Origin of the sequence: Planktotalea sp. (assembly GCF_018607965.1) — a bacterium.
GTDB lineage: Bacteria > Pseudomonadota > Alphaproteobacteria > Rhodobacterales > Rhodobacteraceae > Planktotalea.
The window spans coordinates 1-16,245 of sequence record NZ_JABBAM010000064.1 but is presented as its reverse complement, the minus strand read 5'-3'; the positions used below and the strand labels follow the sequence as shown (position 1 = coordinate 16,245).

Below are 16,245 nucleotides of genomic sequence, written 5' to 3'. Positions count from 1 at the left end.
AGAATGACAAGCATATCACCAACATCACTGGATCAAATCGGGCTTTACACGCCAGATCAACGCGTGCGCCGCGATAGTACAGTTTGGACGTTGGTGCAGGGCGTTTTAGCGCCGCTTCAATTCTTGATCTTTCTCGTCTCTCTCGCGCTTGTCTTGCGTTATATGGCGACAGGTGAAGGATACGCACTTGCGACGGGTTCGATCATCGCAAAAACGGGCATTCTGTATTTGATTATGGTGACAGGTGCGATTTGGGAAAAGGTCGTGTTTGGGCAATGGCTGTTTGCGCCTGCGTTCTTCTGGGAAGATGTCGTCAGCTTTGTCGTGATCGCCCTTCATACTTTTTATTTATATGGCCTTTTGACCGGCAGCATCCGCCCTGAAACGCTGATCGTTATCGTGCTTTTGGCCTATGCAACTTACGTGGTTAACGCCGCTCAGTTCCTATGGAAACTACGGGTTGCGCGCCTTCAATCAGAGGCGATGGCATGACCGAACAAATGATCCCACCACCCCTTGGCGGCTGCCGCTCTGCGCCCGTTCTTAAGCAACGTGGTCAACGCGAAGTTTTCTGTGGTTTGACCGGGATTATCTGGTTGCACCGCAAAATGCAGGACGCGTTCTTTCTGGTGGTCGGGTCGCGCACATGTGCCCACCTTCTGCAAAGCGCAGCAGGTGTGATGATTTTTGCGGAACCACGATTCGGTACAGCGATTCTTGAAGAAGCGGATTTGGCGGGCTTGAACGATGCCCATGACGAGCTAGACCGCGAAGTCGCGACCTTGCTCGCACGCCGCCCTGATATTCGCCAGCTCTTCCTTGTCGGATCTTGCCCGTCCGAAGTGATCAAGTTGGACTTGAACCGCGCGGCTGAACGTCTGACAGTAGAATACGCCCCAAAGGTGCGCGTTCTGGAATACTCTGGTTCGGGTATTGAGACGACATTTACCCAAGGCGAAGATGCGTGTTTGGCCGCAATGGTACCTGTTTTGCCAAAGACAGAGGCGCGCAACTTGGTTGTTGTAGGTGCGCTGCCTGATGTTGTCGAAGATCAGATGCTTGGGCTGCTGGATGGTCTAGGCATCGACACGGTGCATGTGCTGCCCTCACGCACAATTGAGTCCGAAATCGCAATTGGGCCAAACACGGTTTACGCGCTGACGCAGCCATTCCTTAATGAAACACACGCAGCCCTTGAACGCCGCGGTGCGCGTCATTTGCCAGCCCCCTTCCCCATGGGTGAAGAGGGTACGACAGCATGGCTAAACGCGATTGCGATTGAGTTTGGTGTCGCAAGCGAAACGTTCGAGACTGTGACAGAGGCCCCCCGCCGTCGCGCACGCCAAGCGGTTGCCCAAGCAGCGCAGCAATTGAACGGCAAGTCCGTTTTCTTTTTCCCTGATAGCCAGTTGGAAATCCCCCTCGCGCGGTTCTTGACCCGCGAATGTGGAATGACCGCGTTGGAAGTGGGTTCGCCCTACATTCACGACGCGATCCATGGCCCCGATCTAGAACTTCTCGCCGCAGGTCCACAGATTTCCGAAGGGCAAGATGTGGACTTGCAACTTGATCGCTGCCGCGAGGCGCGTCCTGATCTGACAGTGTGTGGCCTTGGCCTTGCCAATCCTTTGGAGGCCGAAGGTCTGTCCACGAAATGGGCGATCGAATTGGTCTTCACGCCTGTGCACTTCTACGAACAAGCCGGCGATCTTGCCTCTCTCTTCGCGCGTCCTTTGCATCGTAAGGAAATCCTTGGGGTGGCCGCAGAATGAAGTTAACCGTTTGGACATATGAAGGCCCACCCCACGTTGGCGCGATGCGCGTCGCGACGGGTATGAAGGGTTTGCACTACGTTCTGCACGCGCCCCAAGGCGACACATATGCGGATCTTTTGTTCACCATGATTGAACGCCGCGATCACCGCCCGCCCGTGACGTATACGACGTTCCAAGCGCGTGATTTGGGTGCTGACACTGCAGGTCTGTTCAAAGACGCCTGCCAAGATGCCTATGACCGTTTTCAGCCTGAGGCGATAATTGTTGGCGCATCTTGCACTGCCGAATTGATCCAAGATGACCCCGGTGGTCTGGCCGAAACGATGGGCTTGCCGATCCCTGTGATTGCGCTGGAATTGCCCAGCTATCAGCGCAAAGAAAACTTCGGTGCGGATGAGACGTTTTTTCAGATCGTCAAGCACCTCGCGCAGCCAATGGAAAAGACTAAGCGCGTTAGCTGCAATATTATTGGTCCAACCGCACTCGGTTTTCGACACCGCGACGACGTGGCCGAGATCACGAACCTGCTCTATGAACTGGGCATTGAGGTGAATGTCACTGGCCCCATGGGCGCGACGCCAGCCGATATCGCCAAGATGGGCCAAGCGCATTTCAATTTGTTGCTTTACCCAGAAACCGGCGAAACAGCCGCGCGCTATTGCGAGAAAACATTCGATCAGCCTTATACCAAGGTCATCCCAATCGGCGCGGGTGCCACATGGGATTTCATCGAAGAAATTCGCACGCTGAGCGGCAGCACAAACAAGATTGATAGCGAGCGTTTACGCCAAACGTGGTGGTCGCGTTCCGTCGACAGCACGTATCTGACAGGCAAGCGCGTGTTCATCTTTGGCGACGGTACACATGTCAAAGCCGCCGCGCGTGTTGCGCGTGACGAGATGGGCTTCGAAGTCGTCGGCATGGGCTGTTACAACCGCGAATTCGCCCGCGATGTGCGCGCATTGGCCAAAGAATACGGCGTCGAGGCGTTGATCACAGATGACTACTTGTTGGTCGAGCAAACGATTGAAGACCTACAGCCAGAAATGATCCTTGGCACGCAGATGGAGCGTCACATTGGCAAGCGCCTTGGCATCCCCTGCGCCGTCATTTCTGCCCCTGTTCACGTGCAAGATTTTCCAGCGCGCTATTCGCCCCAGATGGGGTTTGAGGGTGCAAATGTTCTGTTTGATACATGGATCCATCCGCTGGTCATGGGCTTGGAAGAGCACCTTCTGCATATGTTCCGCGATGATTTCGAATTCAACGATGCGGCTGGTCCAAGCCACCATGGCGGCCACTCGCCCAAGAAAGCCGCAAGCGCGCCCGAGCAGATTGAGGCGCCTGTCGATGACAATGTCATCTGGCTGACAGATGCGGAACGCGAACTGAAAAAGATCCCGTTCTTTGTGCGCGGCAAAGCCCGTCGCAACACAGAATCCTACGCCGCAGATCGCGGTTTGAACCAGATTTCCGTTGATACCCTTTATGAAGCGAAAGCCCACTTTGCGCGATGATGTAACACATATGTCCTATAACGTCGTGCTTTTGACGTTGGACCGCCACGCGGCGGGCCCTGCTGCGCGTGTGGCACCGTCTTTGGCGATGGATTTTCCGGGTCTGCAATTGCAAATTCACGCGGCCGCAGAATGGGCCAAGGACGAAGACGCACTTGCCTCTGCCAAGGCCGATATTGCGACAGCAGATATCATTGTGACCTCGGTGATTTTCCTAGAAGAACATATCAAAGCAATCCTGCCAAACCTGAAAGCGCGCCGTGATGCGTGCGATGCGATGGCGGGCATTATTGCAGATCAAGAGATCGTTCAGCTAACCAAGATGGGTGATCTGGACATGATGCGCCCTGCCACGGGTGCGATGGCTTTACTCAAGAAACTCAAGCCCGCCAAGAAGTCTGGTAGCGCGGGTGCGGGCCAGATGAAAATGCTGCGCCGCATTCCAAAGATTTTGCGCCTGATCCCCGGCAAAAGCCAAGATTTGCGTGCGTGGTTCCTAACCATGCAATACTGGCTTGGTGGCTCTGACGATAACATAGAAAGCCTCGTGCGGTTCCTGATTTCGCGTTACGCGTCCCGCCCAGAATGGCGCGGTGTTCAAGCGGATGCGCCCGTGGAATACCCCGAGGTTGGTCTATATCACCCTGATCTGCCCGACCATCACATCACCACTGATCTTGCTGATTTACCGCTGAAGGGCACAGGTCCAACCATCGGTATCGTGATGCTGCGCTCTTATATTTTGGCCAGCGATACAGCGCACTACGATCACGTCATTCGCACGTTTGAGGCGCAAGGCATGCGCGTTATTCCTGCGTTCGCGGGTGGGCTTGATGGACGTCCTGCGATGGATGCCTATCACCACGGCAAGATCGACGCGCTGGTGTCGCTAACGGGTTTTTCACTGGTTGGTGGCCCCGCGTATAACGATAGCCAAGGCGCAATTGACGCGCTTAGTAAATTGGATGTTCCCTATATCGCCGCGCAACCGCTTGAGTTTCAAACGCTCTCGCAGTGGGCCGATGGTGGCCAGGGTCTTAGCCCGATTGAAGCGACTATGTTGGTGGCTTTGCCTGAGATTGATGGTGCAACGAACCCGACTGTTTTCGCAGGTCGTCACGCACCTGAGGGCTGCGCCGGTTGTGCATATAAGTGTGCCGCCCAAGGGTCTGTCAAAGCGATGGCACCTTGCCTAGAGCGCATCGATGCGCTGGCGGAAAAGACGCTGCGCTTGGCCACTTTGCGTCGCAAAGAAAACGCGGAAAAGAATGTAGGCATTGTGCTCTTTGGCTTCCCCCCGAATGCGGGTGCGGTTGGCACGGCTGCATATCTGTCGGTGTTTGAGAGCCTGCACAACACGCTGCACAAAATGGCGCGCGATGGATACGATATCACGCCCCCCGCGACGGTTGATGATCTGCGCGAAGCTGTCCTAAAGGGCAACGCGATGACATATGGCCAAGAGGCCAATGTTGGTGCGCGGGTCAGTGCTGATACGATTGTGAAAACCACACCTTGGCTGGCCGAAATCGAAGCGTCGTGGGGCCCTGCCCCTGGTCGTATTCAATCCAACGGCAGCGATGTGTTCATCCTTGGTGCGCAGTTCGGCAAGGTCTTTGTCGGCGTGCAGCCCACGTTTGGATATGAGGGTGATCCAATGCGCCTTTTGTTTGAACGCGGCTTTGCCCCGACCCATGCATTCAGCGCCTTCTATCAGTTCATGAAGCATGATTTTGCGGCTGACGTTCTGCTACATTTCGGCATGCACGGCGCGCTTGAATTTATGCCCGGCAAACAAAACGGATGTAGTGGCAACGACTGGCCTGATCGTCTGATTGGCAACCTGCCAAACGTTTATCTTTATGCGGCGAATAACCCGTCTGAAGCAACGCTTGCGAAACGTCGCAGCAACGCGATTACGATCACGCATTTGACGCCACCTTTGCAGGCGTCTGGTCTCTATCGTGGTTTGGCGGATTTGAAGGATAGCCTGACCAAATGGCGTGGCCAAGCGCCCGACGATCATAGCCGTGCAGGTCTTGAGGACTTGATCCGCGCGCAGGCCGAAACCGTGCATCTGCAAAGCGGTGATCTGAACACGCTTTGGATCGATTTGCTAGAAACCGAGGATGCGCTGATCCCCGATGGCCTTCATATTGTGGGGCGTGAGCTGTCTGAAGAGGCCGTGCAAAACACGCTTGATCTGATGGATTTTGACACTAGCGCAGCCCGCGAAACCGCGCGTGGGCATCTGTCCAAAAGCGTTGAATTGGATGCGCTGATGCGCGCGATGAACGGTCAATTCATCAAACCAGTTGCAGGCGGCGATGTGATCCGCGCACCCGACATCCTCCCGACAGGGCGCAACATTCATGCGTTTGATCCGTTCCGTATGCCCACAGCCTACGCCATGGAAGACGGCGCGCGTCAGGCCGAAGAATTGCTAAGGACGCATGACAGCTTGCCCAAGACTGTGGCGCTGGTGCTTTGGGGTTCTGACAACATTAAATCCAATGGCGGACCTATTGCACAGGCTTTGACCTTAATGGGCACGACCCCGCGGTTTGATAGCCATGGGCGTTTGTGTGGCGCTGACTTGGTCACGCTAGAAACGCTGGGCCGTGCGCGTATTGACGTGATCATGACGCTATCCGGTATTTTCCGCGACTTGTTGCCTTTGCAGACCAAGATGCTGGCAGATGCCGCGTTGCAATGCGCGCTTGCGGATGAACCGTTAGAGATGAACCCAATCCGTGCCCATGCGTTGGCATTCGCTGAAACCAATGGCTGCGATATGCAGACAGCGGCCTTGCGCGTGTTCTCGAATGCTGAGGGCGCGTATGGGTCCAACGTAAACCAGTTGGTCGATAGTTCCGCGTTTGAAGATGACGGCGATCTGGCGGATGCCTACCAAGCGCGCAAAAGCTTTGCATACGGCACGGACGGTGAAGCGTCCCAGCAATCTGATCTGCTGCAAGATACATTGCAGAACGTAGAACTTGCCTATCAAAACCTTGAATCGGTTGAGTTGGGCGTCACCACGGTTGATCACTATTTTGACACGCTCGGCGGTATTGCTGCGGCTGTAAAGCGCGCAAAGAACGGTGCTGAAACGCCGATCTATATAGGTGATCAAACACGCGGCGGTGCCAAAGTACGCACGCTTCGTGAGCAAGTCGCGCTGGAAACACGGTCGCGCAGCTTGAACCCGAAGTTTTACGAACCGCTTTTGAAGCACGGCCATGAGGGCGTGCGCCAGATCGAGGCGAATATCACCAATACAGTAGGTTGGTCTGCGACGACGGGTAAAGTGGATGCATGGATTTACCAAGAATTGTCCGAGACGTTCGTTCTGGATGACGCGATGCGCAAGCGTTTGTCCGACCTCAACCCACAAGCGTCGATGCGCATGGCGAACCGCCTGCTGGAAGCATCGGATCGCGACTACTGGACACCCGATAATGACACGTTGGCCGCGCTACAAAACGCAGCCGACGCCATTGAAGACAGACTAGAGGGCATTGCAGCCGAATGACCCAAACCATTGGAAAGGGACCAAAATGAGCCCACTAGATAGAAGCATTCCGAACCTGGGAGGGGACGGCGAAGGATCCGTTCAGGTCCATCAGGACGAAAGTTCAAAGATCGAAGGTGCGAAGGTTTTCAGCGTCTACGGCAAAGGCGGCATTGGCAAGTCGACGACCTCGTCGAACTTGTCTGCCGCGTTTTCCAAGCTGGGCCACCGTGTTCTGCAAATTGGCTGTGATCCCAAGCATGACAGCACGTTTACGCTGACAGGTCGTTTGCAGCCTACTGTGATCGACATCTTGAAAAGTGTTGATTTCCACGCCGAGGAACTGCGCCCCGAAGACTATGTGGCCGAGGGTTACAACGGTGTGAAATGCGTCGAAGCTGGTGGTCCCCCTGCGGGAACAGGCTGTGGCGGATATGTGGTTGGCCAAACGGTTAAACTGCTGAAGCAACACCACATGCTAGAAGACACAGATGTTGTGATCTTCGACGTTCTTGGTGACGTTGTCTGCGGTGGTTTCGCCGCGCCTTTGCAGCATGCAGATCGCGCGTTGATCGTGACGGCGAATGATTTCGACAGCATCTATGCGATGAACCGGATTATTGCCGCCGTGCAGGCCAAATCGAAGAACTACAAAGTGCGCCTAGCGGGTTGCGTTGCGAACCGTTCCAAGGACACGGATGAAGTGGATCGCTACTGCGAAACAGTCGGCTTCAATCGTATCGCGCATATGCCTGATCTGGACGCGATCCGTCGTTCGCGTCTGAAGAAGAAGACATTGTTCGAAATGCCTGACGAAGAAGATATCGTGCAGGTGCGCAAAGAGTATATGCGCCTCGCGGAGACGCTTTATAACGGAACACTTCCACTCGCGCCTGATCCCCTACCTGATCGTGAAATCTTTGAACTGCTTGGGTTTGATTGATGGAATACGAGGCCACACGCGCACGGGTTGAAACCTATTTCGACCGCACGGCAACCAAAACATGGGAACGTCTTACCTCAGACGCGCCTGTGTCTGGTATTCGTGCAACCGTACGCGCGGGCCGTGATCGGATGCGCGATATTTTAATCAACCAACTGCCAGCCGATCTGACTGGTGCGCGCATCTTGGATGCGGGTTGTGGCACGGGTGCTTTGGCGTTCGAATTGGCAAAACGTGGCGCGGACGTTGTGGGCGTTGATATCTCGCCCCAGCTGATCGACATCGCGGACAAGCGCCGCCCTGATCACATGCAAGGCACTTTGAAGCTATTAGCAGGTGATATGCTGGACCCTGCCCTTGGGCGTTTTGATCATATCGTCGCGATGGACAGTTTGATCTACTACAGTGCCGCTGACATCGCGCGTATTCTTGATGGTTTGGCACCACGCATAAACCACAATATGGTTTTCACAGTCGCGCCGCGCGCACCGCTTTTAATGGTGATGTTCCGCGTCGGAAAGCTGTTCCCACGCTCGGATCGTTCGCCCACTATGATCCCCCATGTCACATCTAAAATTGCGAACCTAACCACGGGCCAAGTGCGCGACGTGGAACGTGTAAATTCGGGCTTTTACATTAGCCAAGCCGTGGAGTTTCGCGCATGATCCCTAAGAACGCAGTGAAAGGCATGACGCTTAAGATGTTGCCGTTCGCGGATGCAGCAAGCGAGGGTTTGCCGCTTCGCCAACTCTTGCGTTTGTCGTTGTTTCAGATCTCGGTCGGCATGGCGGCTGTGATGTTGCTGGGCACGTTGAACCGCGTGATGATCGTGGAACTGTCGGTTCCGGCGATGATCGTTGCGTTGATGATCGCGATCCCGGTTTTGATAGCACCATTCCGTTCGATCCTTGGGTTTAAATCTGACAACTATCGTTCAGCTATTGGCTGGAAGCGCGTTCCCTACCTTTGGTTCGGCACACTTTGGCAGTTTGGTGGCCTTGCGATTATGCCCATGGCTTTGCTGGTTTTGGCAGGGGATTCCGCGATTGATGCGGGTACCTTTGGCCAAGTCGCAGCCGCACTTGCATTCCTGCTGACAGGTCTTGGCATGCATATGACACAGACCGCTGGCCTTGCGCTGGCGGCGGATCGCGCAAGCGAAGAAACACGCGCCAAGGTCGTGTCGCTACTCTACGTTATGTATCTTTTGGGCATGGGTGTTTCTGCCGTTATCATTGGAACGTTGTTGCGTGATTACTCTTCGCTTTTGCTGGTTCAAGTCGTGCAAGGCGCCGCGGTTGTAACAATGGTTCTGAACGTCATTGCCCTGTGGAAGCAGGAAAAGATGGCACCTATGACCAAGGCAGAGCGTTCCGCGCCAATGCCTAATTTCGCCAATGCATGGTCAGACTTCAAAAAAGAAAATGACGTGATGCGTTTGATCGTCACGATCTTTCTCGGCACCATGGCGTTCAATATGCAGGACGTTCTGTTAGAACCTTACGGCGGCGAAATCCTGGGCCTTTCCGTTTCTGCCACGACGCTTTTGACAGCGATGTGGGCGGGTGGCGCGCTACTTGGTTTCGGCCTTGCCGCGCGCTGGTTGTCGAATGGGATTGACCCATTCCGCATGGGTGGTCGTGGTGTGATTATCGGGATCGTTGCATTCAGCGCCGTTCTGATGTCCGCCCCCCTTGCATCCCCTGTTCTGTTTTTCGCTGGTGCCGCTTTGATTGGCCTTGGCGGCGGATTATTCGCGGTATCAACATTGACGGCTGCCATGACAATCAACGTCAGCGGCGTCGCGGGTCGCGGTCTTGCGCTGGGTGTTTGGGGCGCTGCCCAAGCGACGGCTGCAGGGCTTTCGATTTTCGTCGGTGGCGCAACGCGTGACCTTGTTAACAGTGCAGCCAACAGCGGCGCACTTGGCGATACACTTAGCGCGCCCTCTATTGGCTATTCGGTCGTGTACCAGATCGAAATTGGCCTATTGTTTATCACACTCATTGCTCTTGGACCGCTGGTGCGGGCGAAGGGCGTTGGCACACATAATCCGCAAACGCTTGGACTGACGGATTTCCCTACATGACCTACAAAGGAGACTACCATGCTTGGCACTGAATTTTTCGGCAACTTTGATCTGGCAAGCGCTGCGATCTGGATGTTTTGGATTTTTTTCGCACTGCTGATTTATTATCTTCAGACAGAGAACATGCGTGAAGGTTATCCTTTGCAAACCGATGATGGCGCTGAGGCACCAAACCAAGGCCCTTTCCCTGTTCCAAGCGACAAGACATTCCTGCTACCCCATGGTCGCGGTGAATTGACAGTTCCATCAGGACAACGCGGTGATCGTGATAATCTTGCTTTAGAAGCGACGTCTGTTGCGGCCGGATCGCCTTTCGTACCAACAGGAAACCCCATGTTGGACGGTGTTGGTCCTGCGTCATGGGCCCCACGCAGTGATCATCCAGAGCTAGATGCACATGGTCATGTGAAGATCAAAGCAATGGCGGATCTGCCAGACTTTGCGGTCTCTGCGGGTCGTGATCCACGCGGTAAAGTGGTTGTTGCTGGCGACGGTGAAGTCATTGGCCGCATCACAGACATGTGGATCGACGTACCAGAGCAAATGGTGCGCTTCCTGACGATTGATGTGAACCCAGAGGGCAAAGGCAACACACGTCTGATCCCGATGAACTTCTGCAAGATCGGCAGCAATCGCGTGACGGTTCGTTCGATCTATAGCAGCCACTTCATGGATGTTCCAACAACAGCAAGCGCGGCCCAGATCACGTTGCTCGAAGAAGAAAAGATCATGGCCTACTACGGTGGCGGCACGCTTTATGCCGATCCAGCGCGTAGCGAACCAAAACTATAAAAACTAAAGACCGGGCTTTTCGCCAAGGCCCGGTCACTTCAAAGGGATAAAGAAAATGCACCACGATGATTTCAAATTCGAACCCGTTCGCGGCCTTCCAGAAGCATTGCCAAAAGACGAACATATTATTTGGCAAGGTAGCCCCGACCCGTTGCGTCTGGCCAAAGATGCGCTTGGCCTGAATTGGGTCATCGGATATTTCGTTGTTCTTGCAGCCGCACGTGTGATCGTGTCCACAGCGGATATGTCGCTGACGGCAGCAATGGCGATGGGCATCCCCTTCTTGCTTGCTGGTGCTGTAACCGCGTTGATCCTGATCGGTGTTGCGACTGTCCAAGCCCGCAGCACGGTTTACACACTTACGAACAAGCGCGTTTGTATGCGTATTGGTGCAGCCCTGACAATGACGCTGAACTTGCCCTACGTTTGCATCGGCAACGCGCAGGCAGCTGTTCGCAAATCTAGCCTTGGCACGATAACGTTTGAGTTGATCGGCGAAACACGTCTGTCCTACCTGATGACATGGCCCCATGTGCGTCCTTGGCATATGCGCCGCACCCAGCCTGCGTTCCGTTCTATTGCGAACGCAACGCATGTTGCAGAGCTATTCGCAGAAGCCGCTGAAACGCGCGTGTTTATGCCAGTCGTGAAACCCATTGCAGACGCAAATCACGCGCCCGCAAATGGTATCGCGGCGGAGTAGAACACATGATGAACCCAACAAGCTCACTCGCCAATCAAATGAAACATCGTGACCGCGAAATGGTTCCCAAAACCCTTGTGCGTGCTATGTTTACTTTGATGATCGCTGCAACCGCGTTGGTTGGTTACGCGACCGTCACAGATCGTCCAGTTTTGGCCGTGGCACCCCATAGTGATATCATCCGCGAACTATCGATTACGCTGGAAGGATCACGCAGCACGGGTGTCGCAGTTCTAGATGAAAATGGACTAAAGATCGCCCATTCCACAGAAAATAAACGTGGGTTTATAGACGTGATTTGGGTTACTGTTATGCGAGAGAGGCTGATTCAAGATGTGCCCTCTAATGCGCCCTTACGCGTCGTTCGTCGGGAAAACGGACATGTCGCAATTTTAGACGATACCACCGGTTGGAAGATCGAACTAATCGGATATGGAAAAGACAATGTCGCAGCTTTCGCCAAGCTTCTCGACTAAACCAGACTAGCCAAAGGGACAATAAACATGGGACTTCTGACAAGATCAAAAGAAACTGCCCCCTGCACCGTGACAATCTCTCATCGTTTTGAAGAACTATCCGCACACGTGAAATTTAACAATGGGGCCGTCGTGAACCCCGGTGACACTGTACAAGTGCAAGGCCCCGAGATCATGGCCGCCTACGGAGAGCTGGTTGAAGAAGACCGTATCGCTACGATCATTCGCGCTTCCAAGCTAGAACAGCTCTGGACACGTATGACCGGTGATTTCGAATTCATGGAACTGTGTGAATTTTCCTTCTCCGAAGAGGTGCTGTCATGAACGCGCACACTAAATCAGACGCGGCACATTCCGCATTCGCTGATACCGCTGAAGAAGCGATCGCATTGCAAGAAGCCCAAGGCGATCTGATGACCTCGGACAAAGCGACCGAGCAAGCAATGCAAAACACATTGCTGACCCCGCGCTTTTACACCACCGATTTCGCCGAGATGGACGCACTTGACGTGACACCCGTGCGCAAAGACTGGGACGATCTGATCGCTGAGATGAAATCAGACCCTAACAAAGGCCATTTCAAGAAGACCGACGAATGGAACGCCGATTGGGAAGGTATGGAGCCAAAGCTGAAAGCCGAGTTCATCGACTTTCTGATTTCTTCATGCACGGCAGAATTTTCGGGCTGCGTTCTTTATAAAGAGATGAAGCGCCGCGGGTCTAACACCGATATCACGACGCTGTTCCAACTGATGGCGCGCGACGAAGCACGTCACGCCGGTTTCATCAATGACGCACTGCGTGAAGCAGGTATTCGCGTGAACCTTGGCTTTCTGACACAGCAAAAGAAGTACACGTACTTCCGCCCCAAGTTCATCTACTACGCGACCTACCTGTCTGAGAAGATCGGCTATGCACGCTACATCACTATCTTCCGCCATCTTGAACAGCATCCAGACAAGCAATTCCACCCAATCTTTGGTTGGTTCCGCGAATGGTGCAACGACGAATTTCGTCACGGCGAAGCCTTTGCATTGCTGATCAAGACGGAACCAAAGCTGACCGAAACCTCTATGAACAAGCTTTGGATTAAGTTCTTTTTGACTGCCGTGTATTCCACCATGTGGGTGCGCGATCATCAGCGTCCTTTGTTCCATGAAGCGCTTGGCGTGGACGTCACTTGGTACGGACAAGAAGTGTTCCGCAAAACGTCTGAAGGCACCAAGCAGATCTTCCCGTTCACGCTGGACATTGATCATCCGCGCTGGCGTCCAAATCTGGATCGCATGGAAGCGGCCTCACGTCAGATCGCAGCCGCAAAAGAACGTGGTGGTCTTTGTGGATTTATTAGCCGTGTTAGCGGAATGGCCAAAGCGGCGATAGCATTTGTGTCAGTGTTCACGATCCCTGCGATCCAGCACGTGGTCCCTGAAAGCACACGGATGGAGCCGACCTACTAATGTTTGCGTCTCCCTGGATAGCAGCGATTTTCGCAATATTTTTCTGGTGGTTCTTCACCGGGATCATATTGCTGATCGTGCGCAGGGCGGATCGCGCGGGTGCGGCGTCTCACAGAACATCTGTAGTTCTTAGCATTCCACTTTTGGCGCTTGGTATTGCAGGATTGACCATATCAGCCGCATCCTTATCTGTGGCGAATGTCTATCTGGCATTCTTTTCAGTTCTCTTGGTTTGGGGCTGGATCGAGCTGGCATTCCTCGCTGGGATCATCACCGGACCAGAGCGTTCAGAATGCCCCGACACCCTAACAGGCTGGGCGCGTTTTGTGCGCGCGTGGCACACACTTTCATACCACGAACTTCTACTGCTCTGCGGATTGCTCGTCGTCACCGTCATCACCACAGGGTCCGAAAACACATTCGGATTTTGGTCTTATTTCATTCTCTTTGCTGCGCGTATATCGGCGAAACTCAACCTGTTCTTTGGTGTGCCAAGGATCAATACTGAGTTCGTTCCAAAGCCGCTGCACCACCTAAAAAGCTATTTTCGCCAAGGCCACATCACCGTTGCCTTCGTGATCGGCGTCACCTTCCTAAGTCTGGCAACCGCCTGCTTTGCAGAACGTCTAATTTCCGCTGAAACCGCACCGATGGAGGCAGGGTTTGCTTTGCTCTTCGCGCTCGCTGCTTTGGCGACCCTTGAACACTGGTTGATGGTCATTCCATTGCCAGACGCGAAACTTTGGCGCTGGATGCTACCTGCGCTACCAACGACCTCTAAGACAGGACAGTCCCATGAACTTTGATGCACTCTTCACCGCTCAGATCGACGCTTTGAAAGAGGACGGCAACTATCGCTATTTCGCCGAACTCGAACGCAAATGTGGGAAATTTCCCCATGCTGCAAACCACCACGACGGCAAAGTGCGTAACGTCACCGTTTGGTGTTCAAATGACTACCTTGGTATGGGGCAAAATCCACTGGTAATTGATGCGATGTGTGAAGCGGTTCAGCGCACAGGCACGGGTGCCGGCGGAACACGTAATATTTCTGGCACCAACCACGATCACCTGTTGTTAGAAAACGAATTGGCTGATTTGCACGGTAAAGAGGCCGCGCTTTTGTTCACCTCTGGCTACGTGTCCAACTGGGCAGCACTGAGCACTTTGGGATCGCGTTTGCAGGACTGCATCATCCTCAGCGACGCAGGCAACCACGCCTCTATGATCGAAGGTATTCGCCATTCACGTGCGCGCAAAGTGTTGTGGAAGCACAACGACGTTGCCGACCTTGAAGCAAAACTAAAAGAACTGCCCGCCAACGCGCCCAAGATCATCGCGTTTGAATCTGTGTATTCTATGGACGGCGATATCGCCCCTATCCGTGAGATTGTCGAAGTGGCCGAAAAGTATGGCGCGATGACGTATCTTGATGAAGTGCACGGCGTCGGCCTTTACGGCCCTCGTGGCGGTGGTGTTGCAGAACAAGAAGGGTTGATGGATCGCATCTCCTTGATCGAAGGTACGCTTGGCAAAGCCTTTGGCGTTGTGGGCGGATACATCACAGGATCAGCAGCACTTTGTGATTTCATTCGCAGCTTTGCGTCAGGTTTCATTTTCACAACTGCCCTACCCCCTGCTGTCGCAGCAGCGGCACGGGCATCGATCATGCATCTCAAAGAATCCGGCGTTGAACGTCAGCAGCATCGCGAGCAAGTTGCAAAGTTGCGCGCAAGTCTGGATGCAGCGGGCATTCCACATCTTGAGAACGACAGCCACATCGTCCCAGTGATGATCAAAGATCCCGTGAAAACCAAGATGCTGGCCGATTATCTGATGGATGAATGGGGCATTTACGTACAGCCGATCAATTACCCAACGGTTCCAAAAGGCACAGAGCGCTTGCGCTTTACACCGTCGCCTTTGCATACAGACGCGGACATTGATTATCTTGTGGAAGCACTGACAAATCTTTGGAAGCAATGCGCGATCGCGCAAGATGCGAGCCAAGAGCGCGCCTAGAAAACAGAGTGATCGCCGCGTTCAACCGTGGCGTCACCTGCAATCACACTGGCATAGAAATCAAACAACGTTTCGGTGCCCGTGGACGGGGTTAAATCTGCGTCGTACAGACCCGTTTCAGGGTCCATCAACAGCATAGATTCCCGCGCGTAATAACGCCCAATGCGCGCAAGTTCGGCTTTTTCAGCCGCCTTCGCATTGAACATGCCAGCAAATTTCAGTGTTTGATAAATGGCACTCATCATCGCGATTGGGACATGTTTGAACTTGGGTTTTTGTCCCATCAATCGAAACAGCTCTTTCCCTTGATCTAGCGGTGTGATCGCGTCACCAGGTCCACCAATCGGTAGAATTTTGTTTATGCACACGGAGTTTTCGATGCAATTCGCGATGAACTGCCCCAGATCATCATCACTAATCGGCTTGCACGATGTCAGGGCTCCGTCTCCAAAAACAAGGAACGGTTTACCTGCGCGCAGACGCTCAATCTGACCTGAAAGCGATTTAAAAAACGCAGTAGGCCGTACAATGGTGTAGTTTAAATCCGACCCGATCAGGGCGTTTTCAAATTCAAGTTTTGCGTGTTGAAAAGAAAGCTCTGGTTTTTGAACACAGATCGCAGACAATAGAATGAAATGGGACACGCCCGAATGTTCGGCCAAGGCCAAAATGTTCAAATGGACTAAATGATCGATCGTCCAAGCGTCTTTTTTACTGCCGGTTCTTGATGCAAGGCAAGAAATAACAACATCAAAATGCGCGCCTTCAAAAGCACGTAGTAAATCCTGCGCGGGCCTTGTCACGTCCGCTACAACTTGTTTCGCCTTGGTAGGGAAGTCATTTTTGTGCAAGGTGCGCACCGCACAGGTCACGTCATGACCGAGATCTAAAAGCGCCTTTAGCGTGGCATTTCCCGCTGTGCCTGTCCCGCCGAAAAGAAGGACTTTCACCGCT

At 53.7% G+C, this 16,245-nt stretch carries 15 protein-coding genes; 14 read left to right on the top strand and 1 reads right to left on the bottom strand.

Annotated elements, in window-relative coordinates; genetic code table 11:
* Positions 1-3 precede the first annotated feature (3 nt).
* The 14 genes from bchF to hemA are packed head-to-tail and all read left to right on the top strand — an operon-like array spanning position 4 to position 15,291.
* On the top strand, positions 4-492 hold the full coding sequence (gene bchF / locus QZ279_RS06205; RefSeq protein ID WP_293449308.1) for a 2-vinyl bacteriochlorophyllide hydratase: 489 nt from the start codon (positions 4-6) through the stop codon (positions 490-492).
* On the top strand, positions 489-1,772 hold the full coding sequence (locus QZ279_RS06200) for a ferredoxin:protochlorophyllide reductase (ATP-dependent) subunit N (protein WP_293449307.1): 1,284 nt from the start codon (positions 489-491) through the stop codon (positions 1,770-1,772). The genes bchF and QZ279_RS06200 overlap by 4 nt, the downstream gene beginning before the upstream one ends.
* On the top strand, positions 1,769-3,292 hold the full coding sequence (gene bchB, locus QZ279_RS06195) for a ferredoxin:protochlorophyllide reductase (ATP-dependent) subunit B (protein WP_293449306.1): 1,524 nt from the start codon (positions 1,769-1,771) through the stop codon (positions 3,290-3,292). Before QZ279_RS06200 ends, bchB begins: the two co-directional genes overlap by 4 nt.
* Positions 3,264-6,827, top strand: a complete 3,564-nt coding sequence (locus QZ279_RS06190; protein WP_293449305.1) for a magnesium chelatase subunit H — start codon at positions 3,264-3,266, stop codon at positions 6,825-6,827. Before bchB ends, QZ279_RS06190 begins: the two co-directional genes overlap by 29 nt.
* Positions 6,828-6,852: 25 nt before the next feature.
* On the top strand, positions 6,853-7,749 hold the full coding sequence (gene bchL, locus QZ279_RS06185; protein ID WP_072630487.1) for a ferredoxin:protochlorophyllide reductase (ATP-dependent) iron-sulfur ATP-binding protein: 897 nt from the start codon (positions 6,853-6,855) through the stop codon (positions 7,747-7,749).
* The gene (gene bchM, locus QZ279_RS06180; protein ID WP_293449304.1) at positions 7,749-8,414 is read left to right on the top strand and encodes a magnesium protoporphyrin IX methyltransferase; all 666 of its coding nucleotides are present in this window, start codon (positions 7,749-7,751) and stop codon (positions 8,412-8,414) included. Before bchL ends, bchM begins: the two co-directional genes overlap by 1 nt.
* Positions 8,411-9,838 (top strand): PucC family protein, encoded by a 1,428-nt coding sequence (locus tag QZ279_RS06175; protein ID WP_293449303.1) that lies wholly within the window; start codon positions 8,411-8,413, stop codon positions 9,836-9,838. Before bchM ends, QZ279_RS06175 begins: the two co-directional genes overlap by 4 nt.
* Before the next feature lie 18 nt (positions 9,839-9,856).
* The gene (puhA, locus tag QZ279_RS06170) at positions 9,857-10,630 is read left to right on the top strand and encodes a photosynthetic reaction center subunit H (protein ID WP_293449302.1); all 774 of its coding nucleotides are present in this window, start codon (positions 9,857-9,859) and stop codon (positions 10,628-10,630) included.
* A 55-nt stretch (positions 10,631-10,685) separates the two neighbouring features.
* On the top strand, positions 10,686-11,333 hold the full coding sequence (gene puhB, locus QZ279_RS06165) for a photosynthetic complex putative assembly protein PuhB (RefSeq protein ID WP_293449301.1): 648 nt from the start codon (positions 10,686-10,688) through the stop codon (positions 11,331-11,333).
* A 38-nt stretch (positions 11,334-11,371) separates the two neighbouring features.
* The gene (puhC, locus tag QZ279_RS06160) at positions 11,372-11,809 is read left to right on the top strand and encodes a photosynthetic complex assembly protein PuhC (protein ID WP_293449300.1); all 438 of its coding nucleotides are present in this window, start codon (positions 11,372-11,374) and stop codon (positions 11,807-11,809) included.
* Positions 11,810-11,836: 27 nt separating this feature from the next.
* On the top strand, positions 11,837-12,133 hold the full coding sequence (locus tag QZ279_RS06155; RefSeq protein WP_293449299.1) for a hypothetical protein: 297 nt from the start codon (positions 11,837-11,839) through the stop codon (positions 12,131-12,133).
* Entirely contained in the window at positions 12,130-13,269 is a 1,140-nt protein-coding gene (gene acsF / locus QZ279_RS06150) for a magnesium-protoporphyrin IX monomethyl ester (oxidative) cyclase (RefSeq protein ID WP_293449298.1), read from the top strand. The genes QZ279_RS06155 and acsF overlap by 4 nt, the downstream gene beginning before the upstream one ends.
* The gene (puhE, locus tag QZ279_RS06145; RefSeq protein WP_293449297.1) at positions 13,269-14,075 is read left to right on the top strand and encodes a putative photosynthetic complex assembly protein PuhE; all 807 of its coding nucleotides are present in this window, start codon (positions 13,269-13,271) and stop codon (positions 14,073-14,075) included. The genes acsF and puhE overlap by 1 nt, the downstream gene beginning before the upstream one ends.
* Positions 14,065-15,291: a 5-aminolevulinate synthase gene (hemA, locus tag QZ279_RS06140; protein WP_293449296.1), complete on the top strand. Its 1,227-nt coding sequence runs from the start codon at positions 14,065-14,067 to the stop codon at positions 15,289-15,291. The genes puhE and hemA overlap by 11 nt, the downstream gene beginning before the upstream one ends.
* On the opposite strand, the gene QZ279_RS06135 is transcribed toward hemA, so the two are convergent.
* Positions 15,288-16,241: an NAD(P)H-binding protein gene (locus tag QZ279_RS06135; RefSeq protein ID WP_293449337.1), complete on the bottom strand. Its 954-nt coding sequence runs from the start codon at positions 16,239-16,241 to the stop codon at positions 15,288-15,290. The genes hemA and QZ279_RS06135 overlap by 4 nt on opposite strands.
* Positions 16,242-16,245 lie beyond the last annotated feature (4 nt).

Coding starts and splice junctions, on each gene's coding strand:
- bchF (WP_293449308.1), top strand. CDS start 4: ATGACAAGCATATCACCAACATCACTGGATCAAATCGGGCTTTACACG.
- QZ279_RS06200 (WP_293449307.1), top strand. CDS start 489: ATGACCGAACAAATGATCCCACCACCCCTTGGCGGCTGCCGCTCTGCG.
- bchB (WP_293449306.1), top strand. CDS start 1,769: ATGAAGTTAACCGTTTGGACATATGAAGGCCCACCCCACGTTGGCGCG.
- QZ279_RS06190 (WP_293449305.1), top strand. CDS start 3,264: ATGAAGCGAAAGCCCACTTTGCGCGATGATGTAACACATATGTCCTAT.
- bchL (WP_072630487.1), top strand. CDS start 6,853: ATGAGCCCACTAGATAGAAGCATTCCGAACCTGGGAGGGGACGGCGAA.
- bchM (WP_293449304.1), top strand. CDS start 7,749: ATGGAATACGAGGCCACACGCGCACGGGTTGAAACCTATTTCGACCGC.
- QZ279_RS06175 (WP_293449303.1), top strand. CDS start 8,411: ATGATCCCTAAGAACGCAGTGAAAGGCATGACGCTTAAGATGTTGCCG.
- puhA (WP_293449302.1), top strand. CDS start 9,857: ATGCTTGGCACTGAATTTTTCGGCAACTTTGATCTGGCAAGCGCTGCG.
- puhB (WP_293449301.1), top strand. CDS start 10,686: ATGCACCACGATGATTTCAAATTCGAACCCGTTCGCGGCCTTCCAGAA.
- puhC (WP_293449300.1), top strand. CDS start 11,372: ATGAAACATCGTGACCGCGAAATGGTTCCCAAAACCCTTGTGCGTGCT.
- QZ279_RS06155 (WP_293449299.1), top strand. CDS start 11,837: ATGGGACTTCTGACAAGATCAAAAGAAACTGCCCCCTGCACCGTGACA.
- acsF (WP_293449298.1), top strand. CDS start 12,130: ATGAACGCGCACACTAAATCAGACGCGGCACATTCCGCATTCGCTGAT.
- puhE (WP_293449297.1), top strand. CDS start 13,269: ATGTTTGCGTCTCCCTGGATAGCAGCGATTTTCGCAATATTTTTCTGG.
- hemA (WP_293449296.1), top strand. CDS start 14,065: ATGAACTTTGATGCACTCTTCACCGCTCAGATCGACGCTTTGAAAGAG.